The sequence below is a fragment of the Desulfosporosinus sp. Sb-LF genome (genome assembly GCF_004766055.1).
In the GTDB taxonomy this organism is placed as follows: Bacteria; Bacillota; Desulfitobacteriia; order Desulfitobacteriales; family Desulfitobacteriaceae; genus Desulfosporosinus.
This window is the reverse complement of sequence record NZ_SPQR01000006.1, coordinates 288,712-315,392: the sequence shown is the minus strand read 5'-3', so window position 1 is coordinate 315,392 and position 26,681 is coordinate 288,712. Positions and strand designations below refer to the sequence as shown.

25 protein-coding genes are annotated in these 26,681 nt (G+C 45.8%); 2 read left to right on the top strand and 23 right to left on the bottom strand.

Going from position 1 to position 26,681, the window contains the following annotated elements; translation table 11 throughout:
- Positions 1-77: 77 nt before the first annotated feature.
- The 18 genes from E4K68_RS11445 to E4K68_RS11360 all read right to left on the bottom strand — a co-directional run bounded on the left by E4K68_RS11445 (position 78) and on the right by E4K68_RS11360 (position 18,864).
- Positions 78-1,379 (bottom strand): amidohydrolase, encoded by a 1,302-nt coding sequence (locus tag E4K68_RS11445; protein WP_135379053.1) that lies wholly within the window; start codon positions 1,377-1,379, stop codon positions 78-80.
- 77 nt (positions 1,380-1,456) lie between these two features.
- On the bottom strand, positions 1,457-2,494 hold the full coding sequence (mtnA, locus tag E4K68_RS11440) for an S-methyl-5-thioribose-1-phosphate isomerase (protein ID WP_135379052.1): 1,038 nt from the start codon (positions 2,492-2,494) through the stop codon (positions 1,457-1,459).
- Positions 2,495-2,509: 15 nt separating this feature from the next.
- Entirely contained in the window at positions 2,510-3,280 is a 771-nt protein-coding gene (locus E4K68_RS11435) for an S-methyl-5'-thioinosine phosphorylase (protein WP_135379051.1), read from the bottom strand.
- An 11-nt stretch (positions 3,281-3,291) separates the two neighbouring features.
- Positions 3,292-4,227, bottom strand: a complete 936-nt coding sequence (gene ftsY / locus E4K68_RS11430) for a signal recognition particle-docking protein FtsY (RefSeq protein ID WP_135379050.1) — start codon at positions 4,225-4,227, stop codon at positions 3,292-3,294.
- A gap of 100 nt (positions 4,228-4,327) precedes the next feature.
- Entirely contained in the window at positions 4,328-7,924 is a 3,597-nt protein-coding gene (gene smc / locus E4K68_RS11425) for a chromosome segregation protein SMC (protein WP_135379049.1), read from the bottom strand.
- Complete coding sequence (rnc, locus tag E4K68_RS11420; RefSeq protein WP_135379048.1) at positions 7,917-8,699, bottom strand: ribonuclease III; 783 nt, start codon at positions 8,697-8,699, stop codon at positions 7,917-7,919. The genes smc and rnc overlap by 8 nt, the downstream gene beginning before the upstream one ends.
- An 18-nt stretch (positions 8,700-8,717) precedes the next feature.
- Positions 8,718-9,959: a beta-ketoacyl-ACP synthase II gene (gene fabF / locus E4K68_RS11415; protein ID WP_135379047.1), complete on the bottom strand. Its 1,242-nt coding sequence runs from the start codon at positions 9,957-9,959 to the stop codon at positions 8,718-8,720.
- Entirely contained in the window at positions 9,953-10,912 is a 960-nt protein-coding gene (locus E4K68_RS11410; protein ID WP_135379046.1) for a nitronate monooxygenase, read from the bottom strand. Before E4K68_RS11410 ends, fabF begins: the two co-directional genes overlap by 7 nt.
- Positions 10,913-11,074: 162 nt before the next feature.
- Positions 11,075-11,302 carry an acyl carrier protein gene (acpP, locus tag E4K68_RS11405; protein ID WP_135379045.1) on the bottom strand — a complete coding sequence of 76 codons (228 nt, stop codon included), beginning with the start codon at positions 11,300-11,302 and terminating at the stop codon, positions 11,075-11,077.
- A gap of 32 nt (positions 11,303-11,334) precedes the next feature.
- Positions 11,335-12,078, bottom strand: a complete 744-nt coding sequence (gene fabG / locus E4K68_RS11400; RefSeq protein WP_135379044.1) for a 3-oxoacyl-[acyl-carrier-protein] reductase — start codon at positions 12,076-12,078, stop codon at positions 11,335-11,337.
- A gap of 1 nt (position 12,079) precedes the next feature.
- The gene (fabD, locus tag E4K68_RS11395; protein WP_135379043.1) at positions 12,080-13,018 is read right to left on the bottom strand and encodes an ACP S-malonyltransferase; all 939 of its coding nucleotides are present in this window, start codon (positions 13,016-13,018) and stop codon (positions 12,080-12,082) included.
- 1 nt (position 13,019) lies between these two features.
- Complete coding sequence (gene fabK / locus E4K68_RS11390) at positions 13,020-13,976, bottom strand: enoyl-[acyl-carrier-protein] reductase FabK (protein ID WP_135379042.1); 957 nt, start codon at positions 13,974-13,976, stop codon at positions 13,020-13,022.
- Positions 13,973-14,974 (bottom strand): beta-ketoacyl-ACP synthase III, encoded by a 1,002-nt coding sequence (locus E4K68_RS11385; RefSeq protein WP_135379041.1) that lies wholly within the window; start codon positions 14,972-14,974, stop codon positions 13,973-13,975. The genes fabK and E4K68_RS11385 overlap by 4 nt, the downstream gene beginning before the upstream one ends.
- A gap of 23 nt (positions 14,975-14,997) precedes the next feature.
- Positions 14,998-15,993 (bottom strand): phosphate acyltransferase PlsX, encoded by a 996-nt coding sequence (plsX, locus tag E4K68_RS11380; RefSeq protein ID WP_135379040.1) that lies wholly within the window; start codon positions 15,991-15,993, stop codon positions 14,998-15,000.
- On the bottom strand, positions 15,994-16,578 hold the full coding sequence (gene fapR, locus E4K68_RS11375; protein ID WP_135379039.1) for a transcription factor FapR: 585 nt from the start codon (positions 16,576-16,578) through the stop codon (positions 15,994-15,996).
- A 247-nt stretch (positions 16,579-16,825) separates the two neighbouring features.
- On the bottom strand, positions 16,826-17,005 hold the full coding sequence (rpmF, locus tag E4K68_RS11370) for a 50S ribosomal protein L32 (RefSeq protein WP_135379038.1): 180 nt from the start codon (positions 17,003-17,005) through the stop codon (positions 16,826-16,828).
- A gap of 31 nt (positions 17,006-17,036) precedes the next feature.
- A complete protein-coding gene (locus E4K68_RS11365) occupies positions 17,037-17,546 on the bottom strand; it encodes a DUF177 domain-containing protein (protein ID WP_135379037.1) in 510 nt (169 codons plus the stop codon).
- 124 nt (positions 17,547-17,670) lie between these two features.
- Positions 17,671-18,864 carry an acetate kinase gene (locus tag E4K68_RS11360; RefSeq protein WP_135379036.1) on the bottom strand — a complete coding sequence of 398 codons (1,194 nt, stop codon included), beginning with the start codon at positions 18,862-18,864 and terminating at the stop codon, positions 17,671-17,673.
- Between the two features lie 335 nt (positions 18,865-19,199).
- Here E4K68_RS11360 and ylbJ point away from each other — a divergent pair, with 335 nt between their 5' ends.
- On the top strand, positions 19,200-20,351 hold the full coding sequence (gene ylbJ, locus E4K68_RS11355; protein ID WP_135379035.1) for a sporulation integral membrane protein YlbJ: 1,152 nt from the start codon (positions 19,200-19,202) through the stop codon (positions 20,349-20,351).
- A 31-nt stretch (positions 20,352-20,382) separates the two neighbouring features.
- On the opposite strand, the gene E4K68_RS11350 is transcribed toward ylbJ, so the two are convergent.
- A complete protein-coding gene (locus E4K68_RS11350) occupies positions 20,383-20,883 on the bottom strand; it encodes an ATPase (protein ID WP_135379034.1) in 501 nt (166 codons plus the stop codon).
- Positions 20,884-20,902: 19 nt separating this feature from the next.
- A complete protein-coding gene (gene rsmD, locus E4K68_RS11345; RefSeq protein WP_135379033.1) occupies positions 20,903-21,454 on the bottom strand; it encodes a 16S rRNA (guanine(966)-N(2))-methyltransferase RsmD in 552 nt (183 codons plus the stop codon).
- A gap of 291 nt (positions 21,455-21,745) precedes the next feature.
- Between rsmD and gpr the strand changes: the two genes are divergently transcribed.
- Positions 21,746-22,732 (top strand): GPR endopeptidase, encoded by a 987-nt coding sequence (gpr, locus tag E4K68_RS11340; RefSeq protein WP_135379032.1) that lies wholly within the window; start codon positions 21,746-21,748, stop codon positions 22,730-22,732.
- A gap of 257 nt (positions 22,733-22,989) precedes the next feature.
- Here the strand turns inward: gpr and E4K68_RS11335 are convergent, their stop codons facing one another.
- The 3 genes from E4K68_RS11335 to sdaAA form a co-directional block, all read right to left on the bottom strand.
- Positions 22,990-23,118 (bottom strand): small, acid-soluble spore protein, alpha/beta type, encoded by a 129-nt coding sequence (locus E4K68_RS11335; protein WP_135379031.1) that lies wholly within the window; start codon positions 23,116-23,118, stop codon positions 22,990-22,992.
- Between the two features lie 175 nt (positions 23,119-23,293).
- Positions 23,294-25,819: an ATP-dependent DNA helicase RecG gene (gene recG, locus E4K68_RS11330; protein WP_135379030.1), complete on the bottom strand. Its 2,526-nt coding sequence runs from the start codon at positions 25,817-25,819 to the stop codon at positions 23,294-23,296.
- Complete coding sequence (sdaAA, locus tag E4K68_RS11325; RefSeq protein WP_135379029.1) at positions 25,816-26,679, bottom strand: L-serine ammonia-lyase, iron-sulfur-dependent, subunit alpha; 864 nt, start codon at positions 26,677-26,679, stop codon at positions 25,816-25,818. The genes recG and sdaAA overlap by 4 nt, the downstream gene beginning before the upstream one ends.
- Positions 26,680-26,681: the final 2 nt, after the last annotated feature.

Sequence of the window (26,681 nt, the reverse complement as noted above, 5' to 3'; positions counted from 1 at the left end):
TTTTAGACTAAATCTGCCGATTTGTCAAGTCAAGGTAATTCATAAATTACCCCTACGTATTCATGAGTTCGCCGTGCTTATCCATGCAACTCCGCGGAAATCCGCTTCGCGCGGTTTTCCGCTTCTTGGCAAACTCTCCTCACATCCATGGTCAAGAATTTTCGTTCTTCCATGAGAAGTTTTCCATCCACCATGACTGTGCGTACATCTCCAGCATGGGCAACATAGACCAAGTGCGCCGGAATTGAGAACCGAGGATAGAAATGAGGTTGATCCATGTCGATCGTGATGAGATCGGCTTTAAAACCCGGGGCAATCATTCCGACATCTTCCAGCCCAAGAGTTTGAGCTCCACCGACCGTCGCCATTTCCAAAACATCATACGCGGGGAGCACCGTCGAGTCTACTCGTAGCTTTTGCTGAAAAGCAGCTGAACGCATCTCCCCAAAGAGATCGAGATTGTTATTGCTTGATGCGCCATCCGTCCCAAGACCAACAACAACCCCTCTCGCGCGTAGTTCGGTAATAGGGGCGGTTCCACTGTTCAGCTTCATGTTACTTTCCGCATTGTGGGCGACACAGACGTGCTTACGAGCTATAATTTCCATATCTTCTGGTGTTAGGTGTACACAGTGTGCTGCCACCACATGCCCTCCAAAGAGACCGAGCTCATCCAGCCACTGCACAGGAGTCTTACCATACTGTTCTCGAATCATAGTTATCTCGTCTTGAGTCTCAGCTACGTGGATATGAACCCCAACACCTAGTCTGTCTGCCTCAGCTTTCACTTGCTGGAGATATTCCGCCGAGCATGTGTAAGGTGCGTGAGGGCCAAACATGATACTCACCCTCCCACCACCCGCCCTATGATAACGCTTAACCAAATCGATGCTCTCTTGTAAAGCCAGTTTGCCGTTTGGTCCATTCCCAATCATTCCTCGGGAAAGGACAGCACGAGTTCCAGCCTTAAGTACCGCTTCTGCGACTTGATCCATTGAAGCATACATATCGAGCATCGTCGTCGTTCCAGAGCGAATCATCTCGCAAAGCGCTAAGGCCGTCCCCCAATAAATATCTTCGTCTGTCAACTTATCTTCGAAAGGCCATACTTTCTCTTTGAGCCAAGGCATCAGTGGCAGATCATCCGCATAACTCCTGAGTAACGTCATAGCTGCATGGGTATGCGTATTAATCAAGCCAGGCATAACCACATCATTTGGCAAATTCAATATTCGGTCTGGCTCAAATCCTTGAGGTGCAGAGCCCAGTTCCCCTACCGAAACAATCCGATCATTCTCGATGGTAATTTCCCCCTGGGGATAAAACACATTCGGGCCGGTCATGGGCAAAACCATGGCCCTAATTAAAAGTTTGGACATACTCTCGCTCCTTACAGCCCCACCTCATGTTTTAGGGATTAAACTGTATGCATGATCTATCGATTAGCCTGTTTGATTTATGCGCGCACCATTAATTTGAGAAGGTTGACTGAATAGGGTGCAGCCACAATTCCTTTTTCAGTGATGATCCCAGTAATATATTTTGCAGGAGTGACATCGAACGCCGGATTATAGACATTGACCTCCTCGGGTGCAACGGATACCCCAAAACACTCTCGAATTTCCTTAGCTGGCCGTTCCTCAATGGGTATTTCTTGGCCACCAGCGACTTTCAAATCAATGGTAGAGGTCGGAGCCGCTACATAAAAAGGAACGCCATGCGCTTGAGCTAGAACCGCTAAAGAGTAGGTTCCGATTTTGTTCGCAGTATCCCCGTTTGCAGCGATTCGGTCAGCTCCCACAATCACGAGGTCAACCTTGCCTTGCTGCATCAAGTATCCAGCCATATTATCGGCAATCAGCGTAACTGGGATCTTGTCCCGCAGGAGTTCTAACGTTGTTAGACGTGCCCCCTGTAATAATGGCCGTGTTTCATCCGCATAAACGTGAATATTCTTTCCCGCCTCGTGAGCCGTTCGAATAACTCCTAGTGCGGTTCCGTACTCGACGGTGGCTAAAGCTCCTGCATTACAATGAGTTAAGACATTAGCTTTCTCTGGAACAATATCATTCCCATGTTCCCCAATTAGACGATTCATCCGACGATCATCTTCAGCTATACGACCCGCTTCTTCAATTAAAACTTGCCGTACATCATCCAAATCCTCGATATCCCAGCATTCACGCAATCGATCTTCCATGCGACGCAATGCCCAAAACAAGTTGACAGCAGTGGGCCGAGTCTCCGCCAATCTAGCCTGTACCGCTTCCATGTGACTAGTTAAACCTTCTCTGTCCCCTTGATATTCTAGCGCTCCTAACACGAATCCATAGGCGACTGCTGCCCCAATGGCAGGCGCGCCGCGTACTTCCATGTTTTCAATAGCCTCCGCCACACTCTCATAGGACAAAGCATCCCGATATACGATTTCTGTTGGAAGCTTGCTTTGATCTAATATGCGCAAGACCTTTCCTAGCCATTCGATCGCTTTCAACGTCCCACCACCTTTCTAAAACTTACCAACTTCTAAATTAGCCGAAGCACATAGGCAATCCTGATCAGGGGTCAATAACTCAAATGTTGCATGAATAAGCTGCGCGACATTCAGCCCCAGTTCCTTCATGCTTTGTATTACTTCGCTATGACTTAACGGATGACCTGCAATTCCAGCTGCTTCATTTGTAACCATCCCTATCGTGGCATAACACATTCCGAGTTCCCGAGCCAAGACTACTTCTGGAACACTCGTCATTCCGACAAGTTCACCCCCAAGACGTTGGAACATCCGAATTTCCGCAGGAGTTTCAAAACGTGGGCCTTCTGTACAAACATAACACGCCCCATTCTTAACCTGAAATCCAAGATTCTCTGATGCTTCCTGGATTGCCTGCCTCATTGCAAAACAATAAGGCTCTGACATATCTACATGAAGTACACCCTGTTGCCCTCCCTCGTAAAACGTCTGCGGGCGACTTTTGGTAAAATCTAGGAATTGATCAGGCAGGACCAACCCACCTAAGTGGAAATTTGGGGACAAGGAACCTACAGCCGCTGTAGCAAGGACCTTACGCACTCCGAGTTCACGTAATGCCCAAATATTGGCCCTGTAATTCACGAGGTGGGGTGGAGTAGCATGGTTGTGTCCATGTCGGCTCATGAAAATCAATTCACGATTCGCAAGTTTACCAATCACAGGTTTTACCGTTCCATAAGGAGTTTCCACCGTAATAACACGCTGTTCAATCAACGCAGAGTGCTCAACCCCGGTGCCCCCAATCAATGCATAGGGTATCAGAATTCTCCCTCCTCATCAGGTCGGCCAAAAAGTGCTTCTGCGAAATCCTTGGGAACAAAAGGTCGTAAATCTTCCATACCTTCTCCAATTCCTATCCATTTCACAGGGATCCGAGTTTCTCCTTGAATTCCCAGCACAACCCCCCCTTTGGCAGTCCCATCAAGCTTCGTTAGGGCAATTCCAGTGACTCCGGCCACTTCCTGAAAAAGCTTCGCTTGTTGTAGTGCATTCTGACCCGTTGTAGCATCAAGTACGAGTAACACCTCTTGAGGAGCCCCTGGAATTTCACGTTCAATTACCCGCTTAACCTTACGCAATTCTTCCATTAAGTTTACTTTATTATGAAGGCGACCAGCGGTGTCCACAAGAACAACGTCTATATTACGAGACTTTGCCGCTTGTACTGCATCATATGCAACCGCTGCAGGGTCTGCCCCTTCCCGCTGTTTAATCACCTCGACCCCACATCGTTCTCCCCAAACCTCCAGTTGATCAATAGCCGCAGCCCGAAATGTATCTCCGGCTGCCATCATAACTCGTTTTCCATCTTTTTTTAAACGGTTAGCTAGCTTACCGATCGTCGTTGTCTTACCAACCCCGTTAACTCCAACTACCAGAATAATGCTTGGGCCTTGCTTTGCAAAGTTAAGCGGTTCTTCCTCTCCCAATAATTCCGCAATCAATTCTTGTAATACCTGAGTAAGCTCACTAGGATCCGAAAGTTTGCGTTGTTTAACTTCTTTACGTAAACGTTCAACTAGTTCGAAGGATGTATTGACACCAACATCTGAACGAATCAAGACCTCTTCTAATTCTTCATATAACTCTTCGTCAATCTTTTTGCGGCCAGTGAAAACCTGTTCAATCTTTTCCACAAAGTTCTGTCGTGTTTTCGTTAGCCCCGCTTTAAGCTGCGCAAAAAATCCTGCCAAAATTATTCCTTCCTCTCAGGTAGACTATTGTCGTTATTTTAACATAATTCATGGGTGCTCTCAAATTCTTTGACGACATGAACTCTTCAAAGGGAGCACATTAAGCCGTATGGGGCGTATCTCTACGTTCCTCCAGCTGAACGGAAAGTAATTTAGAAACTCCAGATTCCTCCATAGTAATTCCGTATAATACATTGGCTGACTCCATAGTACCTTTACGATGAGAAATCACCACGAACTGAGTTGAATGAGATAAACGATGAATATATTGTGCAAATCGCTGAACATTAGCATCATCTAGGGATGCTTCAATCTCATCTAGGATACAAAACGGGCTCGGTTTGACCCGCAGGAGGGCAAACAAGAGGGCAATAGCCGTTAAGGCTCGTTCTCCTCCAGACAGCAGGGAAAGAAGTTGAGGCCTTTTGCCCGGTGGCTGAGCAATAATCTCGACGCCAGTTTCCAACAAATGTTCTGGATCTACCATGCGAAGCTCTGCACTTCCACCATGAAAGAGTTCCTTAAACACCTCTTGAAAAGCTGCATTTACTGCATTGAAACTCTCTAAAAATCGTTCACTCATGGTCTTGTTAAGTTCGGAAATCAATTGGCGCAAAGTCTGATTGGCTTCTACCAAATCCTTCTTCTGTGTCAACATGAATTCCTGCCGTTTGAGCATTATGGGATATGCTTCGATAGCCGCTTGGTTGATTGGACCTAATTGTTCGATTTGCTGTTTAAGGTCTTGAAGCCTTCGTAACAAGACAGATTTTTCTTCCTCACCTTGATATAACATAGCCTCTTCCCATGATAGAAAAAATTCCTCAGCTAAACGAGTTATACAATTTTCTCGCTCGGTTTCCCAACGGACAACACGAACATCATTGGCATGAAGACGTTGCTCGAGCGCATACGCTCCTTGGCGCATAGAAGATATCTCCTGCTCCAGTTCAAGGACGCGCTTAGATAAACCCTCTCGGTCTTGTCTAAGTTGCATCAGGACATATTGTTGTGCTTCTTGAACAAGGGATTGCTGCTCTAACTGCAAGCTCAAGGCTCCTTGTTCCTCTTCGACTGTCTGACGGGCACGTTGAACACTGTCCCGTTCCAGTTTCTTTTGTTTAAGATTGGACTCGTTCTCTAAAATCACCGCACGTTCTATTTCCAGTTGCTCCGTGCATTGAGTTAATTCTTGCTCCCATTTAGCAAAGCTCACTTTTTCTTGGGTCAGTCGTTCTCTCTTCGATTCAATCTCTCCAGCAGCAATTTTGGCTTCTTGCTCCCGCTGATTGAACTCCGCTCTTAAATCAACCGACGTTTTTTCTGCGATTTCCATACGTTCAATAAAGCCGTTTAAGTGAAGAGATTGTTCGTTCCTTTTCGCCACAGTTTCTTGGTGTCGAAGACCTAACCCCAGCAAATCGTTCTCTAGTCGTCTAATTTGATTTAAAACATTCTCGTGAGTGGCTCTAAGCATCACTTGATGCTCTTTGGCTTCCCGTTGCTTTAAGCCTAAGTGCTCAATGCTTTCTTGAATCTTTCGTTGGCGTGTATCAAACTCCAGGGATTCCTGTTCTTTTTCCGTTAAGTCCTTTTCTAAGTTGACCAATGCGACACGAAGGGTATCAATATCACGGGAACGGGCCAGCAAATTTCCTCCCTTGCGTTGAACACTCCCACCGCTCAGCGATCCTCCGGGATGAACTTGATCCCCTTCAAGGGTTACAATGCGCAGTCTATACCCAGCTACCTTAGCAATTCTAGTCGCAGCTTCCATATCCGAAACGACCACAATTCGCCCAAGCAGGAACTCCATTGCCGGGCGATATCGTTCATCATGTGTCACTAGGTCGACTGCGATCCCGATGTAGCCAGCATCCTTTTCCACAGCATGGCTCACTGACATACGGCTCCCTTGAATTACATCGAGGGGAAGAAAGGTTACCCGTCCACATTGATGAGATTTTAAGTAAGCAATTGCATTTTTGGCCGCCTGCTCATTCTCTGCAATAACATTTTGCATCCCAGCTCCCAGTGCTGTTTCAATGGCTAGTTCATAGTTTTCACTGACAGAAATCAGATCAGCAACCGTCCCACAAAGGCGCAGACAATCACGCGTTCCTTTCTTCTTCGCGAGCATCACCTCGCGTACCCCGCGTTGATATCCTTCCAAGGAATCTTCCAAGGACTGTAAAGCATGCAGCCTTGCTCTGGATTGATCAGTAAGATTTTTATGTTTCTGTAGTTCTAGTTTCTTTATTTGGAGAAGTTCTGTAAGTTTATTCCACTGTTCTTTTAACCTTGATCTCTCTTCTTCTGCGACTCGGGCCAGCTCTTCTCTCTGAACCCATTCTTTTTCTTGGGCTTCACTAATCTCACCCAAAGATCGGCGCTCTTTTTCTTTTAAGTCTTGCTCTTGCTCTATTTGAAGTAATTGTTGTTCAAGCGAAGCTATCGTGTGGCGCATCCCAGTCAATTTATTGGAACAATCGGCCTGCTCTGAAAGGGCTTGAAATAAGTCGGTCTTAAGTCGTTCGATATCCTCAATTCGGTTATTTTCACGAACTATACTAAGCTTTTGTTCTTGCTCCTTGACTCTATTTTGTGATTCTACTACAGTGTGCTTTAAAACTGCTTGCTTTGCTTCAAGGGTTTTGATTCGTTCCAGCAAACGTTTTAGTTTGCCCTCATCCTCTAGGATCTCTTGGGACAACCTCGTGATTTGCTCATCAAAATATCCGAAGCGCTCAATACGAAGGCTTCGGTCATGTTTTAAAGCATTGAGTGCCTGCTCTGCCTGGAAAGCTTCCCCTTGCTTACGCTGTATATCATCCTCTGATTTTTTGAGTCCAATCTTATCTTCCATTGCTTGGCTTTCTTTAAGCCCCAATGTAGCTTGTGCCTCTACTAAGCTGGATTGTAAAGTTTCCGAATCGTTCGTAGCTGTTGACAGCTTATTCATTATTTCGGAAATGTCTTGTACAACCCATTGAATTTCTAGTCGTTTGTGCTCAGCCGAGAGTGCGAGGCTTTGTTCGGCCACTTGGGCTTGGGCAGCCAGAGGAGTCAATTGTCTCTCGATTTCTTGCAATATATCTTCAAGACGTTGGAGGTTTGATACCGTGTCATCAAGACGCTTCAAAGCTTCTCGCTTTCTAAAACGGTACTTAATAATGCCAGCAGCCTCTTCGATGAGCGATCGGCGTTCTTCCGATTTCAGAGTTAAAATTTCCTCAACCCGCCCCTGCCCAATGATCGAAAACCCTTCTTTACCAGCTCCCGTATCCATGAATAGTTCCTGAATATCTTTGAGCCGGCAGGGCGCTTTATTGATTAGATATTGCCCGTCACCATCACGGTAGACGCGCCGTGTAATCGTGACTTCTCGAAAGTCCAATGGAAAAATTCCCGTTGCATTATCAAAGACAAGGGAAACTTCTGCCATGCCGACAGGGCGACGCTGTGTACTTCCAGCAAAAATCACATCTTCCATTTTTGCCCCTCGGAGGCTCTTAGCGCTTTGTTCTCCCAGAACCCAGCGAACTGCATCCGCTACATTGCTTTTTCCGCTCCCATTCGGACCCACAATGACGCTTAAACCCTGGCCTAAATCTAACTTTACACGATCAGCGAACGACTTAAATCCCTGAATATGAATTCCCTTTAAAAAAACTGGGAAATCCTCAGGTTTAGCCATCGCTCTCCCTCCCCCAGTGTTCCAGCACCTGCCTCGCTGCATGTTGCTCTGCTTCCTTTTTGGTGCGGCCCATACCTTTCCCCATTAAATCCCCTTGAAGAAAGACGCCAGCAGTAAAGCATTTATTATGATCTGGCCCTTCCTCTACCAGGATTTGATAGTTTACCTCTTTCTCTTCTCGTTGTGCCTTTTCTTGTAACACAGTTTTGTAATCTCCATAATTTCCTGCAGCAACTTCTTCTATAGACGGCTTTAATAACTCCAAAATAATTCTTCGAGCTTCTTGAAGTCCGTATTGCAAGTATATCGCTCCAACCACTGCTTCCCAGGCATCTGCCAAAATAGAGGGTCTTTCCCGCCCCCCCGATACCTGCTCGCCCTTGCCTAACAAAAGTTCTTGTCCTAACTCAATTTCGTGCGCCTTAAGAGCTAACGTCGTCTCATTAACGACTGCGGCCCGCATCTTCGTGAGTTCCCCTTCTGGTCGATCTGGATAACTCAAATACAGGTACTCAGCAATCACAAAGTCCAAAATCGCATCGCCTAGAAATTCAAGCCGTTGGTTATTTTCTCGACAGAACTGTGGATTTTCAAACACGTATGAAGGATGAGTCAAAGCCGTGACAAACAGGCGATTAGGAGTTTCAAGGCCCAAGCGTTTTGCTAACTTGAGGCCTGGTTCACGGACGAGGGAAGTCGGGGCGTATTTCTTTCGCCCCGGCCTTCCTTCTGTTTTTTTCAATTTTCCAGTCTCATTTCGTCTCTTTTCGACCATTCATGAGTCTCCTTATCTTTAGACAAATTTCTTCAATACAATAGTAGCATTATGCCCACCAAAACCTAAGGAATTAGACATTGACATTGTTACTTCTTGTTTTCGTGCACTATTAGGAACATAGTCCAGATCACATTCTGGGTCTGGTTGCCCATAGTTGGTCGTGGGCGGTATGGCCCCTCTGTCGATGGCAAGGGCACAAATTACGGCCTCGATAGCTCCAGCTGCCCCCATCAAATGACCTGTCATTGATTTAGTCGAACTAATCGCCAACTTAGATGCATGGCTACCAAACAAAGTTTTGATAGCGGCAGTTTCAGTCGCATCATTGGGCCCTGTGCCAGTGCCATGTGCATTAATATAGTCAACCTCTTCAGGGCTTACTCCCGCATCATTTAAGGCAAGTCGCATTGCTCGAACTGCACCAGCCCCTCCAGGGACTGGTGTCGTTATATGATACGCATCAGATGAGCTACCATAGCCTGCTAGTTCGGCATAAATACGTGCACCTCGGGCCTTAGCATGTTCTAGAGATTCTACGACCAAAACCCCTGCACCTTCACCCATTACAAAACCACTACGACGCTTATCAAACGGTCGGCAAGCTTGATCAGGATTTTCTTTTTCAGTAGACATTGCCTTCATGGAGCAAAAACCAGCAAAAGCCAAGTTTGTAATCGGGGCCTCGGTTCCACCACAAAACACAACATCAGCTTCCCCATGTTGAATAATCCGTAGCGCTTCCCCAATCGCATTCGTAGCCGAAGCACAAGCTGTAACAATCGTCATACTAGATCCTTGCAATCCGAACGCGATGGATAAATGTCCGGCTGCCATGTTGCTTATCAACATTGGAACAAAAAACGGGCTGATCCTGCTGCTCCCCTTCTTCATGAGCACCTCTTTTTGTTCCTCGAACGTTGTGACTCCGCCAATTCCGCATCCCATGACGGCGCCTGCCCGTTCTTTGTTCAATTTATCCAAATCTAGGCCGGAGTCCTTCAGCGCCATTTTCGCGGCTGCAATAGCAAACTGAGCAAAGCGGTCCATATGTCTGCTTTCTTTTTTTTCGATCCAATCCGTTGGTTCGAAGTCTTTGACCTCAGCCGCAACCTTAGTCGATAAATCTGTAGTATCAAAACGCGTCAATAATCCAATCCCGGATTTACCTGCCATCAAATTATCCCAAAATTCATCTATTTGATTCCCTACGGGAGTGACAACACCCATTCCCGTAATAACTGCACGGTGTTTCAACACTCTTCCTCCTTAAAGCTGAGTATGCCTTTTTTTATATCCTCTAGAATCTCATGCACGGACAAAACTTCTTTAATTTTATAGACTTTAGCTCCCGAAAATATAAGCCCCTCCTGAACATTGCCCTGTTGTGCCTTAACTAATCGACTCATGATACAAAAGTTCCCCTCACAACGTTTGAGACAGCGATTGCATTCCTTCGGCTTAACATCCACATTTTCCTCGAGTGCCTGAGTAAAGGGATTCCTGATTCCCCGCCCGGGTAATCCAACTGGACTATGGACAAATACAATGTCCTCTTCTCGTGCCTTTAACATCGCCGTTTTCCATTCGAGAGCGGCACCGCTCTCTTCGCTAAGTGCAAATCGAGTTCCCATTTGCACCCCATCTGCCCCGAGCTTCAGTGCTTTCGCAACGTCCTGCCCGTTTGTAAAGCCTCCTGCACCTATAACTGGAATGTTCACGGCCGCAATTACCTCTGGTAGGATATCATGTATGGAACGGTCTGTCCCTAAATGGCCGCCAGCCTCTATTCCCTCCACAATCACAGCCGCCGCCCCTAGCTTTTCGGATAATTTTGCTAGCTTATCTGATGAAACAATCGGCACCACTGGAATACCCTTTTCCTTACCCCAAGTGAACATGTCCCTTGAAAAGCCTGCCCCAGAAACCAGGAGATCAATCTTTTCATCGAACGCAGCATGTACCAGCTGAGCGAATTCACGAACCGCAAACATGATGTTCACCCCGATGATTCCTTTGGTACGCCGACGTGCTTCACGGATTTCTGCTTTGAGTTCCTCGACAGACAACCCACTTCCTGCAATGATTCCGATCCCACCCTCTTCAGCAACAGCTGCCGCAAGAGGGGCCATGGATATCCTTACGGCCATTCCTCCTTGTATAACAGGAATTTTAGCCACTAAATTACCAATACGAAGTTCGGGTATTTTCACAATCTTTCCTCCCCATGAGAGTTCTACTCATTGTCCTATCAACAAGAGTAGCAAAATTTTCATTACGTCTATATAAACTCTCTCCTATAACATTTAGTCGCAAAGGAGAAAGAAAACCTCCTAAAAGAAAGCCCCGCATCTTAATACGGGACCTTTTCTTAATTATTTGTTATCCTTGATGTAGCTTACTGCATCTCCAACTGTTCGGATCTTTTCGGCTTCCTCATCAGGAATATCCAAGTCGAACGCTTCCTCAAGAGCCATAATCAATTCTACGATATCCAAAGAATCCGCATTCAGCTCTTCAAAGGAGGTCTCCTGAGTAACATTGGCTTCATCAACCCCAAGTTGTTCGACGACGATGGCTTTAACTTTTTCGAAAACTTCCATTCTGCTTCTTCACCTCCTCTCGCAGATCAAAATTATATTTCCATACCCCCATCAACGCACAAGGTCTGCCCTGTAATGTAAGATGCCTCCGGGGACACAAGGAACCTAACTACTTTGGCAACATCTTCGGCCTTTCCTATGCGACCGAGCGGTATTGCACGCATAATTTCACTTTGGACCCCTTCTGATAAGGTTTCCGTCATCTCTGTGGAAATATACCCTGGGGCTACAACATTGACACGAATCCCGCGTGGCGCAAACTCCTTGGCAATAGATTTCGAAAATCCTATAACCCCTGCTTTGGCCGCTGCATAGTTGGCTTGTCCCGCATTCCCGGAGAGACCCACTACCGAGGAAATATTAACAATAACCCCTGAGCGCTGTTTAAGCATTGCTTTGCTCACTGCTTTGGTGCAAAGGTACACTCCCTTAAGATTAGTGTCCAAGACTGCATCCCAATCCGCTTCCTTCATACGAAGCAACAGTGAATCTCGTGTGATTCCGGCATTGTTGACGAGAATGTTGATCTTACCGAAGTGATCCAAAGCAGTCTGTATCAATCGATTAACATCGTCCGCTTGGCTTACATCCGCCTGTACAGCCAGACTTTCTCCCCCAGCATTACGAATCAACTCGACTGTTTCCTCTGCCTTATCGGAACGACCTGCATAATTAATAACAACCTTCGCCCCCGCCGCTGCTAATTCCAAAGCTATGGCGCGCCCAATCCCTCGACCGCTCCCAGTAACAACAGCCACGCTATCATTCAGCATCATTTTAACGACTCTCCTTCAAATATGCAAGTGACTTTTCCAAGGACGCCCTGTCTTCTACCCGCAAGAGATTGACATCAGGGGCAATTTTTTTCACTAAACCTGTCAAAACTTTACCCGGACCACACTCAATAAAGGTATCAACCCCTAAGTCTAGAAGGTAACGAATGGATTGTTCCCAACGAACTGCACCACTGACTTGCCTAACCAACGTACTTACCGTACGAAACGGAGAGGTGACCTCGGTGGCGTCAATATTCGAAATGATAGGGCAACGTGGATTTTGCCAAGATACGCCCTCTAAAACCGATTGTAGTTCTTCCCCTACCTTCTCCATTAGACTGGAGTGAAACGGGCCACTTACTACAAGCGGTATAGCGCGTTTGGCCCCCAATTCCTTGGCGATTTCGATGGCATAGTCTAATGCGTTTATTTCCCCAGAAATAACCACTTGTCCCGGGCAATTGTAATTCGCCGGTGCAACAACGCCGCGCACTGCCGCAAGGCGGCATGCCTCTTCCACTTGATCTCCAGAGAGCCCCAGGATCGCGGCCATTCCCCCTAGACCCTTTGGAACCGCTTCTTGCATCAGCTCTCCACGCCTTCTCACCACACGCAGTGCCGTAGCCAAGTCCAGGCTACCAGCAGCGACATGGGCCGAGTACTCACCGAGACTATGACCCGCCACATAATCCGGTTTAATTCCCGCTTCTCGTAGTTGTAGCCACGCTACCACACTCACAAGTAATATTGCTGGTTGAGTACAGGCCGTCTGTTGAAGTTCTTCCGCTGGTCCCTCCTCCAGTAAATTAATAAACTTGTTTCCTAAAATCCCTCGCGCTGTCTCACAGGCACTCCCACCACTGGAAGTCTGAAATAGTTCTTTTCCCATTCCGACATACTGAGACCCTTGCCCTGGGAATATAAAGGCTAGCTTACCCAATTCAGCCCCTCCTCTCTCCAAACCGTGCAGAGAGACGCTCGTATTCCCGTTCAGCAGATTGCATGATGTCTTGAATAATTGCTGCTGAAGATTCGAGGCGGGTAACCGCTCCAGCAATTTGACCCGCCATAATGGAGCCGTTCTCTAAATCCCCTTCCACCATAGCTAAACGTAATCTTCCGAGACCTAGTTTTTCAATCTCTTCAGGTGCCATTCCTTCCCGTTCATGTTGATCTATTTCACGGGTAAAGTGATTATCCAAACAACGAACCGGATGACCAGTCGAACGTCCTGTAACCACAGTAGCACGGTCCTTAGCCTTAATAATTCTATCTTTTACAAGCGGTGAAATGGTACATTCCTCTGCGCACATAAAGCGTGTCCCCATTTGTACTCCTTCGGCACCCAGGGCTAAAGCCGCGACCAAACCTCGACCATCAAGGATTCCTCCAGCAGCAATTACCGGAATTTGAACAGCATTGACTACTTGGGGAACAAGCGGGAAGGTTCCAATTTCTCCGATATGTCCGCCGGACTCCATTCCTTCTGCAATTAAGGCATCAACCCCAGCCTTTTCCAGTCGTTTGGCTAATGCGACAGAAGCCACTACGGGAATTATTTTCGTGCCGACTTCTTTCAGCATGGGCACATATTTCCCGGGATTTCCTGCTCCCGTTGTAATCACCGGAACACGTTCCTCCAGAATTACCTGCATGACTTCATCCACAAACGGAGACATTAGCATTACATTAACCCCGTAAGGCTTTTTAGTAATCGCTTTCACTTTACGAATTTCTTGACGCAACCAATCTGCGGGAGCCTGCCCCGACCCTATAATGCCCAAGCCCCCACTTTCCGAGACCGCTGCAGCTAATTCTCCAGTCGCAACCCAAGCCATTCCGCCTTGAAAAATCGGATACTCAATTCCAATTAATTCACATATCTTTGTTTTAATCATCCTTGTATGCCTACTTTCGTCCATTTCAAAACACAAGCACCCCAAGTCAAACCTGTGCCAAATCCAACCATAACGACAATATCTCCCTCGGCAAGTCGTCCCGCTTTAACCGCTTCATCTAAGGCCACTGGAATAGACGCAGCCGACATGTTTCCATACTTGTCCAAATTAATGACCACTTTATCCGGTGAAATTCCCAGTCGTTTGACCGCAGCATCTACAATTCGCATATTGGCCTGATGTGGGACTAAAAGATCGATATCGTCCTTTGTTAAACCTGCTTTCTCGAGGACATTCACGGAAACCTCACCCATAATCCGAACGGCGAACTTATAGACTTCCTTACCCTCCATTTGAACTGTGTGTAAGTTTTTCTCGATTGTCTCTAGACTTGCTGGCAATTTAGAACCCCCCGCCGGTTGGCTGAGCAACTTACCTCCTGAGCCGTCTGAACCTAATTCAAAGCTCAAAAGCCCAAATCCCTCTTCAACTCGTTGTAAAACCGCCGCTCCTGCACCATCACCGAAGAGAATGCACGTAGAACGATCTTCCCAGTTAAGAATTTTGCTCAAGGTTTCCCCGCCAATAACAAGTACCTTTTTATACATTCCTGTGGCCACAAACTGGCTGGCCGTTGCCACTCCATAAATAAAGCCAGTGCATCCCGCTTCCAAATCAAAAGCAGCGGCATTTTTTGCCCCTAAGCGATCAGCAACCAAACAAGCAGTCGCAGGAAACGCGTAATCCGGTGTTATCGTCGCTACAAGAACGAGATCAATTTCTTCGGGAGCTACCTGCGCATCCTCTAAAGCCCTCAAACCAGCTTGGTAGCACAATTCCGAGACAGGCATATCCTTTGGGGCTATATGACGTTCCTTGATCCCTGTACGAGTTATGATCCATTCATCGTTTGTGTCAACAATTTTTTCTAAATCCACATTCGTTAAAATGTTCTCAGGAACATATGACCCTGTCCCTACAATCCCTACACTCCACATAATCGCGTGTCCTCTTTTCTCAATTATACATCAGGCTTCTTGGGGAGATCTTCCTGAATCTGTTCAATCAAATGCAATTGCACACATTCCTTAGCAACCCGAATTGCATTAAGAATCGCTTTTGACTTCGAACTTCCGTGGCAAATAATGCTAATTCCATTAACTCCAAGCAAAGGAGCACCACCATACTCAGCATAGTCCATCATCTGAGCGATCTCTTTCAAACCCGGTTTCACTGCCAGCGCGCCTAACTTACGGATCATATTTGAAGTAATTTTCTCCTTAATCAGCTGAAATAATACTCCGGCCAGTCCTTCCGCCGTTTTAAGCAGCACATTTCCGGCAAACCCTTCACAGACAATCACATCTGCACGTCCATAGGGAACATCCCGTCCCTCAACATTCCCGATAAAATTAACAGGGGCTTCTTTGAGTAGCGCATAGGTTTTTTGGGTAAGCTCGTTACCTTTTCCCTCTTCACTCCCTATATTTAGAAGACCAACACGCGGATTTGAAAACCCCAAGATTTTCTTTGCGTAGATGCTACCCATTAGCGCATATTGGTTAAGTTGCCCAGGTGTGGCGTCCAGATTAGCACCTACATCTAGCATAAGTTTTCCGCCTTCCAACGTTGGCAAAACGGTGGCAATGGCAGGTCTTTCGATCCCCTTAATACGCCCTAGGCCCAAAAGTCCGGCAGCCATTTGTGCACCAGTACTACCCGCACTCACAACGGCATCGGCTTCACCCAGCTTTACTAATCTCGTCGCCACTACAATCGAAGCGTCCTTTTTCTTACGAACAGCATTGGCTGGATGCTCGTCCATTTCTATCACCTCAGATGCTTCATAGAACGATAGGTTTTTAGGAATGGTGCCTGTCAAAAAGGGTTGGATTCGCTCTTTTTGTCCTACGAGAATGACTTGGACTTCGGGACTTGCTTCTGCAGCCATCAGTGCCCCTTTAATGATCTCCTCTGGGGCATAATCGCCCCCCATCGCATCTACTGCTATTCTCATCTATCCATCTCCGTTTCCAGTAGCTGAAGGATCTTCGATCGCAAATAGAATCCAATTCCCTAGAAATACTTCCTCAGAATCAACGTTCAAGGATACTTGGACCCAATATTTATTTTGTTTTCGTTTGAGCACACTTCCTTGCGCCACAACAATCTCACCTAAGTGAACGGGCCTTACAAATTTTAACTCGACACTCCCAGTCAAAGCCATTGGTGCATCTACTAAGGCAATACTAAGGGAATTTGCTTGAGCAAATAAATAATGCCCGCGAGCCACTCTGGCCTTTGCCAAGACCATACTCTCATCAATCATCAACTTTGAACAAGCGCTCTCTCCAACAACGAGTTCTACCAATTCTCCGATCAGTTCTTTATTATCTAAAGACTTCAACGCAGAATATGCCTCATTAGCTACTGCCCAGGTCCGTTCCCTTAATTCAGGAATCCCCAGTTCTCCACGATCTAAACGTATCGTTGAGACACTCACCCCAAACCTTTCCGCAAGCTCCTCATCAGTAAAGAATGGATGTTTGGAGAGTTCCTCTCCCAATACTTTGCGGCGCTCTACTTTACAATATCGAGCCATCTATATCACCATTTTATACCTTGCGTTTTTCTCCTGATTTATGACCTGGTCACAATTATAGACTATCTCACCCTACATTTCAAGAAATAACCCTGTCGAAAACAACGTAAATGTAAAATATACCCAATCTAAAACTACAGGAAGTTCGACAGAAGGTTGAATGTCTCCTGAAACTCACACTTTATAAAGGGTATAAAAAAACAAAGAACCCCTCAAAAGAAGGACTCTTTGTTTTCGCGCGCAAACCTTATGCTTCAACAGAAATAACGACCTTAGAATTGTAATATCCACAGCTAGGACATATATAATGCGGCATTTTTGGTTTATGGCATTGGGGGCATTCGATGTGGTTTGGTGCAGTAAGTTTCCACATAGCCCGACGTTTTCGCACTCTAGATTTCGATTGGCGATGTTGAGGAACACCCATAATTACACCCCCTTTAGGTTCTCTAAATTAATTAGTCATTGGATTGCCACTTGGCCAGTGCTGCTAACCGAGGGTCAATGTTGTCTTGGCCGCAATTACATGGGGTCAAATTTCGATTTGCACCACAGGTCGGGCATAGCCCCTGACACTCTGCTGAACAAACAAACTTCATCGGTAAAGCTAACACAATTTGTTCAAAGATTCGTTCATTGATCTCGATCTCGTCTTTGTCCAAAATGAGTGCAGTTTCCAGAAGATCTTCTGTAGCCTGAGCGCGGAAAACCCATTCGTCTTGGAAGGAGAGACTTAATGGATAAACAAACGACTCTAGACAGCGTCCACACGTCACATTGAGTTCCGTTTGAATCTTACCGTGAACTAGCATTGCTTTACTTGTGTTGTTTACTTGAAGTTGTACGTGTACCGGTGCTTGAAACGCGAGGGCTTCTGTTCCCAAATCGAAGAGAGAAAAATCTTCCACTAAATCATAACGGACACTTTCACCTTCATTGTGACGAACCTGGGCTACATTCACTTTCATATTATCCACCCCAATACACAACCACTATTATAGTTGGCACATTTTTCTTTGTCAAGGAAAACTCTTTACAACGAATCCGTTAATCTTATATACACTTATCATACCCAAGATTGCAAAGGTTTAGTTATTGAGTTAATTCGAGCGTTTCTAAAGCAATCATGAGTTCTTCGTTGGTTGGAATTACAAGAACACGACAACGAGAATCTGCTTTGGAAACGTCCACTTCTTCGCTTCGAACCTTATTTTTCTCAAGATCAAGACTTATTCCCAGATAATCCATGTTGCTACAAATTCCAGCACGCGTGTTTGGTGCATTTTCTCCCACCCCTGCTGTAAATATGATAGCATCAACCCCACCCATTATAGCCGCATAGGAGCCAACAAATAGCTTGACATCATGTTCAAAAATATCTAGCGCTAACTTCGCGCGGTAATTCCCTTGGGCTGCCGCAACTTCAATGTCTCTGAAATCACTACTCACCCCCGAAACCCCTAAAGCCCCACATTTATTGTTTAGAAAATCATTAATTTGCTCGCAATTGTAGTTCTCTCGACACTGTATATAGGTAACAATCGCAGGATCTAAAGTTCCCGATCTCGTCCCCATCATTAACCCATCCAAAGGGGTAAATCCCATCGATGTTTCAATGGATTTTCCTCCCTTGATAGCCGTAATCGAAGCACCATTACCTAAGTGGCAACTGATTAGCTTCAGTTCTTCCAGTGGTTTTCGCAGAAGAATTGCGGCACGTTGACTGACATATTTGTGGGATGTCCCGTGAAAGCCATATTTCCGAATCCCATATTTTTCATAATACTCATAGGGTAATCCATAGATATAGCTATCGGGCTGCATTGTTTGATGGAAAGCCGTATCAAAAACTGCCACTTGAGGAACCCCAGGCATCATTTTCTGACATGCTTTAATCCCAGCAATATTGGGAGGGTTATGAAGCGGTGCCAACTCGATACAGTCCTTAAGCGCTTCCATGACCGCGTCATCAATAATCACGGATGTTGAAAATTTCTCTCCCCCATGAACAACGCGGTGACCTATAGCAGAAATCTCTTTCAAATCTTGAACAGCACCATACTCTGGGGACACCAATGCCTCCAGTACGAGCTTAATAGCCACGGTATGATTCGAAATCTCGTCCTTAATAACTACCTTCTCTCCAGATCCCGTCCGATGCGTCAACACTGACCCTTGAAGCCCTATGCGCTCTACCAAGCCTTTACCGATAGGATTCTTAGTGACCATATCGATCAACTGATATTTCAGTGAAGAACTTCCACAGTTAATAACAAGAATTTTCATGTTTTTATATCCCCCTTGTAACTTTTCCGCTCAACCCTATTCTTTCGTTTCTTTCTACAAAAGTATAACCAAAGATAGTCTTCCCCAAATGACCTCTATTTTTTCACTTCTTTCCAGATGCCATATCGTTCTGACAATATTTTTTTATCCTAAGTGAGTGTAGCACAGAATTTTAGGTTATTACAAGCCCTTACTACATCATTCTCCTAATTTCAGAAGATTCCTCCAAGGCTATACTTTCTGCCAAAGAAGCCTACCTTTTTTTACCTAATAAACCAGACTTCTAGGTCTTGGCATTCTTCCATATAAATTTACGAAGGAAGGTGATAGTCTTCATGCGCACCACTGCCCGCGTCGTAGCTTTAAGTCTCCTGGCCTTCGGCATGTTTCTTTATCCCCAAGAAGTGCTCAGCTCTGCTGGCGGCGGGCTGACCTTGTGGTGGCGTTTCGTCCTTCCCGCCTTACTCCCCTTTTTTATTCTATCTGAACTACTAATGGCAACAGGATTTGTTCATTTCCTCGGTGTCCTACTGGAATCATTCATGCGTCCTGTGTTTCGCCTCCCAGGTCAAGCCGCCTTTGTTGTGGCTATGGGCTACACATCCGGCTTTCCTATGGGAGCGGTTCTGACCGCTCGTCTTCGTCAAGCTGGAGAAATCACCCGTGAGGAAGGTGAACGTCTTTTAGCTTTTACCAATAACCCCAGCCCAGGATTTATGTTTGGTGCCGTCGCCTCCGGGATGTTAGGAAAACCCACGCTAGGCATACTACTCGCAAGTTCTGTTTATGTCGCCAACTTAATTGTTGGGATTCTCTTTCGATTTTATCGTTGCACACCTGGCACTAAACGACCGACGCGATTTCCGTCCTTTAAACGAGCTTGGCAAGAAATGAAAAACGCTCAAAGCAAAGATAACAGAGCTTTCGGGCAAATCCTTGGCGATGCCATCCAACGGAGCACTACAACCGTTCTCATGGTTGCCGGTTTTATGGCCTTTTTCTCAGTGATCCTTCAACTATTAAACATCTGGCATATAACATCATTTTTGGCTACGCTTATTCATGGCGTGATCCCGGTCATTCCTAGTTCCGTATGGCATGCCTTTTTTAACGGCCTTTTTGAAATGACGTTAGGCTGCCAAGGTACTATCCATGCCCTTCCCATCCTCAATCAACAAGTGGCGCTTCTAGTATTACTCATGGGCTGGAGTGGTCTATCTGTATTCGCGCAAGTCGCTGGATTTATTAGTGGAACTGATATACGCTTCTACCCATTCGTAATCGCTCGAACACTTCAAGGTTTAATCGCTCTAGGACTAAGTCAGCTCTTCCTCCTCATTGCCGAAGTACCCACAACAGCTCTCCCTATTCAAATCCCCAACACATCGATTCTTATGTGGAATACGTGGCACTTAAGCTCACTCGTGTTTATCGGGATCATGACCGTTCTTCTCACACTCGCCTTGATCCGGCATCCTATACGGTGAAACCCCACTAACAGCAAAAAAGGGGTGAGATTTACTCACCCGTCTCCCTTTGGGAATTACCAGTTTGATCCCGTTCTTCTTTGGCTAACCCTTTTAATTCCTCACGATTTTTACGAAGTGATTGAAGCGTCTCATATAGGCTTTTCTCGACATGCTGGAGCATTTCATCAGCGTATTGAACAGCGCCAGACTTTACGTCATAGGCAAACTTTTGCGCCTGCCTAACAATATCTTCTCCATAGCTCTGGGCTTGCTTAACTACTTCGTTTTCCACTGCCATCTTCTCAACATATGTCTTTCCTCGTTCGAGAAGCTTCTGGGCTTCCGCTTCTGCTTCGTCAAGAATTCGTTGTCGCTCTTTTAAAACCCATTTAGCATTGGTTAACTCTTCAGGCAAGGCCGCACGTACACGATCTAGTAATTCAAAGATCACAGTGTCATCAACCAAAACCTTCCCCGTCATTGGGATTTTAGGCCCGTGATCGACAACCTCTTCTACTTCATTGAGCAAACTCAAGATATCGCTTTCCACTTAATAATCCTCCCCCTCGTTATATATCCATTCTCTGTAAGTACCGTATCATTGTGTCTCCATATTCCCCTGTTTTCCGAATTTCAAACGGATAGATATCATCGTTTAGTTCTTCATCCTTAGCGGTTTCAGCGACAATGACACCGCCAGGTGCTAAAAAAGTGGATTCCTTTAAAATCAAGATGGCCTTGGAAACAAGTTCCTTATGATAAGGGGGATCCAAAAAAACAAGGTTAAAAACTTCGTTAGGGTATCTATGTATATACTTAAAAGCGTCCATCAATAGAAGATTAGCCTTATGGCTAACCCCAACCCGTTCGAGATTTTCTCGGATAACCTGATGCGCACTAAAACTCTTTTCTACCAACACCGCTTCGCGAGAACCCCGAGAAAGCGCCTCAATCGCTAAGTTACCAGTTCCAGCAAAAAGATCTAATACGCGTGCATCTAAGACCTTGTCCCCAAGAACGCTAAAAATTGCACCCTTTACTTTATCAGAGGTCGGGCGCGTTTGCATTCCTTCTACGGCCCTCAGTTGACGGCCTCGCATTTCACCTGCAATAATCCGCATAAACCCTCCACATTATATTATAGCAGAGCTTATTAAGCTTTACAGCCATAATTATTAGATAAAAAACACATCTTTACCTATCAGTATACCACAGCAAATTAATTCTTCCCCTAAAAAATCCCTGAATATCATTTTAGTTTTTGTTAATACTAAATTTGGCGGACGATAACGATGATCTTACGTATCGAATGCCCTTCCCCCATCCAACTCTTCCTTTCGTTTTTCCTCTCTGTTCACTGGAGCTTTTAGCCCCAGTGACTTTTTTAAATGTATTTAAAGGAGAAAATTACTATGAGAAAAAAAGACCTCTATCGACACCTCAATGTTCAGCTTGATTTAGCCGTTGAAGCACATCAGCTCCTTCGTGGGGAAAGTGGGGAAGAAATTTCCGGCGTCCTTATGGATGAACAAGAACTCGAACATGCTAAAGTAACCATCATAACCGTGGAAACTGACGAAGGAGCCGAAGCTATCGGTAAACCCAAAGGACAGTACATAACCATTGATGCCCCTCAAATACGTACAAATAACTACCTTGTCCATGAAAGCATTACCAACATTTTAGCAGATAAATTGGTTGCACTCATGAATCTCAAAGAAGATGCTAGCATTCTGATCGTCGGACTGGGCAACTGGAACGCCACACCTGATGCATTGGGACCTCAAGTCATTGAAAAAACAATGGTTACTCGCCATCTTTTCAAACTTTCTCCCGATGAATTACAAGGTAAAATGCGAAAAATAAGTGCCATTTCACCTGGGGTATTAGGAATAACCGGAATCGAAACCGCCGAAATCATTCGTGGTATCGCTGAACATGTCAAGCCGGATTTAATCATTGCTATTGATGCCCTTGCCGCAGGCTCCCTAGAGCGGATTGGCACAAGTATCCAACTCGCAGATACAGGCATTCATCCTGGTTCAGGCGTAGGAAACCGACGAGCTGGCCTTACCGAAGAAACGTTAGGGTGTAAAGTAATTGCCATTGGTCTTCCAACAGTTGTCAATGCCGCTGTAATTGCCCACGATGTAGTGGAAGGAGTATTTGAGCAATTCGTTACTAGCCCCAAATTATACCAACTTTATAAGGGCATTAAACCAGAAGTATTTGCACAAATCATTGATGATGTACTTTCCCCGTTCCAAGGAAATCTAATGGTTACACCCAAAGAAATTGATTCACTCATTAAAACAACCGCTAAAATCATTGCTGGTGCTCTGGCGATCAGTCTACATCCAGGAATTGATCGCGAAGACTATGAACGTTATTTGCAGTAAATGCTTGGGACGGAATGAAGAAGCATTTTTTTAGTGTTGGCTTAAACGGTTCCTTTTGCAATTTCATTTTATTCTTTGGTTTGGCTGCGCCGTGGCTTGGTTACGACGGAATTAGTTACGGTTAGGTAGGAACATCGGCTGGGATACTACGAGGACGAGCTAAGAAACGTCGAAGAGAGCGCAAGGGGCCCTGTGATGAACAGAAATGGGTCAAGTTGGTGCAGCACCGACTCGACCCATTTCTGTTTCTTTATAGATTATTGTTGTGGCGTGTTGGGAAAGCGTTTGTGTTTACGATTAGCAATCCCAATCTCTTGAGCGACTTCATACTTAAATTGTTCTAATTCGGGTGTGAGTTGGACCATAGTCTTAGTTGGGTCAGTCAAAGCTTACACCTCCTTAGATACTATTTGATTAAGGCAGCAGACCTGCTTCGCTGCTGCATATATTTTTAACCCTTTAGTATGGTCTTATTATTCGATTGTATGACCATAATCATACCCGGCAAATCATTCCAAGACTTTTTCATTCATGTGCCAAAAGACTAAGAAACTTCCTCCCCTAATGCACCCCGATTTTCTCCGGTGGAAACATTCTCTGCACCTCTTGGAAAAGCAACGCATATCTATCTGGATTCTGTAAAGCTTTCTGTGCCATCTGATACGCTTTCTCGACAAGCTGTCCATCATGGGAGAGATCCGTCAGGTGCAATTCTGCTAGACCGTGTTGCCTGGTTCCTAATAGTTCTCCCGTTCCACGCAGACGCATATCTTCCTCGGCAATTTTAAACCCATCTTCCGTTTGGCAAAGAATATCTAAACGACGACTGTCTTTGTCAGACAACAAGAAACAGTAAGATTGTTCACTCCCCCGACCAACTCGTCCTCTAAGTTGATGCAATTGCGCCAGGCCAAATCGTTCTGCTGATTCGATCACCATCACCGAGGCTTTCGGGACATTTACTCCAACTTCCACAACAGTCGTGGCGACTAAAATATCAATTTTCCCTATATGAAACGCTGTCATGATGGATTCCTTTTCCGCACCCTTCATTCTTCCGTGTATGAGGGCGACACGACGCTCAGGAAACCTCACTTGAAGATCTGTAGCACGTTGCGTTGCTGAAATCAGATCCAGCGTTTCTGATTCTTCTACTAAAGGGCATACAACGTAAATTTGCATTCCAAGATTGATTTGCTCGTCGATAAATTTCTCCAACTTTGGTCGGGAACGTTCCGTCAATTTGCGGGTAATAATCGGTTTTCGCCCTACTGGCATCTCATCAAGGACAGAGAGCTGCAAGTCACCGTAGAGCGTCAGCGCTAACGTCCGTGGAATCGGAGTCGCGGTGAGAACCAAAACGTGAGGACTTTCGCCTTTGCTCTGAAGCAAGGAACGCTGCCGAACCCCAAAACGGTGTTGTTCGTCTGTCACAGCCAAACCTAGCGCTTTATAAACCACCGATTCTTGAATAAGAGCATGGGTTCCCACGATGATTTGTGCTCGTCCATCCGCAATCATCGCCAATGCACTCTCCCGAACGCCTTTGCTCTGACTACCCAGTAAACAAACAATTGTTATACCCAAGGGGGTGAACACTTTCTCAAGCGACTGGAAATGTTGTACAGCCAAAATTTCCGTAGGGGCCATCATTGCCCCTTGGTACCCTGATCCTACCGCGCGTAGCAGAGCAGCCATAGCAACCGCCGTTTTACCGGATCCCACATCCCCTTGGACCAATCGAGCCATTCCCTGCGGTTTAGCTAGATCGTGAGCTATCTCTTGAATCACTCGTTGTTGAGCTTTAGTCAATTGAAAAGGCAGTGCCTTATAAAAGCCTTGGAGCAGTTCTTCCCCTCCTAAAAGTAGAGGGCTTCCGAGCCGCACTATTCCCTGACGTAATCCAGCGACGGCTAATTGCAAAAAGAGAACCTCCTCCCACACCAGCCGATCCCTTGCTTGTTCCAAACTCTCATAATTGTTTGGAAAATGAATTTCCCGATAAGCTTGAGGTCGCCCCATCCACCCCCGTAAGTCTTCTTGCGGGATAATCTCTTGAAAATATTCTTCAACCCGACCTAGAACACCCTGGATTACGCCGCGTATTACTTTCGAAGATAAACGTGCTGTTTCGGAATAAACTGGAAGAATCATTTGTGAACCCTGGTTAAGAGCATTCACCGAGCTACTTGTACTAGCCTTTTCAATGTCTGAAACAAGAACCTCAGGCACCCGTTGTTGCCAGCGAACTTTCCCCGTCACAACGACTTGCGTTCCCACGGGATATTGCTTGAGAATAAATGTTTGGTTAAACCAAGTTGCGTGAAACAAGCGCCCCTGTTGCTCAATACTCAACTTGACTACCTTCATCTTGCCATTCGTAACATGTCCTGCAACTACTTCTCCGCTAATCGTTGCCATTTCACCATCCTTCAACTCTTCAATGGTCCTCTGGCGGCGATCTTCGTACCGACGCGGAAAGTAGGTGAATAAATCTTGCTCATTGTGAATCCCTAGCTTTTCAAGTTGCTTGGCTCTTTCTGGGCCAACCCCTTTAAGATATTGTAAGGACCCCGTTTTTTGTTGTTTTATTTCTTGTGTAGGTCGTGCCTTATGTAGTTTGGGGGTTTCATGAGCTCCACTGTTTTCACTGTTTTCGCCGTATGCTTCAATAGTTTTAGCGTCTACTTTGTTTACTGATCTTCTTTGTTCCCCCTGCATTTCCTGCTCTTCTGGCACCATTTGACTCGGAAGCGCTTCTTGTTCTAGGCGTTTTGAATCCTCCCTTAATGGCACATCCTGAGGTGAGATATCTTGAGCTTCCAGCATAACTTCTTGCATAAAGCGGTGAAGTTCTGAGAAGGCTTCCCTACGGCGAAGTGGGCTCCAGGTAGGATATTGCTTCGCCAAATCCCTCAACAAGTTCATGTCATGCAGGGGGAAAAGTTGCTCTAGCCGTGGAAGAATTCCACGCAGAAAAGCATTAAAACCACCTAACGCCCCAGTATTTATAAAACCCTGTTTTTCTTCTGCTAAGAGTGCCCGTTGGAAATTATTTAAGACAAGTTGCACCTGTGTAAGTTTCATAGAAAATCCGCCTGGATGCGTCGTCCTGTCGGCGTCACAGCAAGGCCGCCTTGAGCTGTCTCTTTTAAAGCACACGACATTTGTTTACCAATCTGAGCCATAGTATCGATAACCTCATCAATCGGAATCGCGCTCTTGACACCCGAAAGGGCCATTTCAGCTGCCGACAATGCAATCGTCGCTCCTATTGCATTTCGCTTGACACAAGGAACCTCTACAAGTCCTGCCACCGGATCACATACTAAACCAAGCATTGATTTCATAGCGATCGCTGCAGCGTCCGCCGTCTGTCTTGGCGATCCTCCTGCTAATTCCACTGCCGCTGCTGCCGCCATCGCGGCAGCAGACCCTATTTCTGCCTGACATCCGCCCTCAGCGCCAGAAACGCTTGCGCGGTCCGCAAATATCATTCCTAATCCCGCCGCCGTAAAAAGGGCAAGTAAAATCTCTTGCTCAGAAACTTGAAGCGACTCCTCAACCGTCAAAAGAACAGCCGGAAGTACCCCGCAGGAACCCGCGGTCGGTGCAGCAACAATTTTGCCCATACAAGCATTCACTTCCACCACAGCAAGCGCCTTAGCAATCGCACCGCTCATTTGCTCTCCAATGAGGCTTTCACCTTTTTTTCGGTGACTCTCAACTTTTGCTGCGTCTCCCCCTACCAGACCAGACAATGAACGACGCTCTCCACTGAGACCCACTTCAACCGATTTTCGCATCACGTTTAAATTTTTATTCATACGTTGAAAAAGCGCTTGCTCCGATTGTTCTAATTCTTCCATCTGATTTTGGAGTATCACTTCACTGATTTTCAATCCTTTTGTTTCAGCTTTAATTACCCAATCTTCGTAGGCGCGCATGC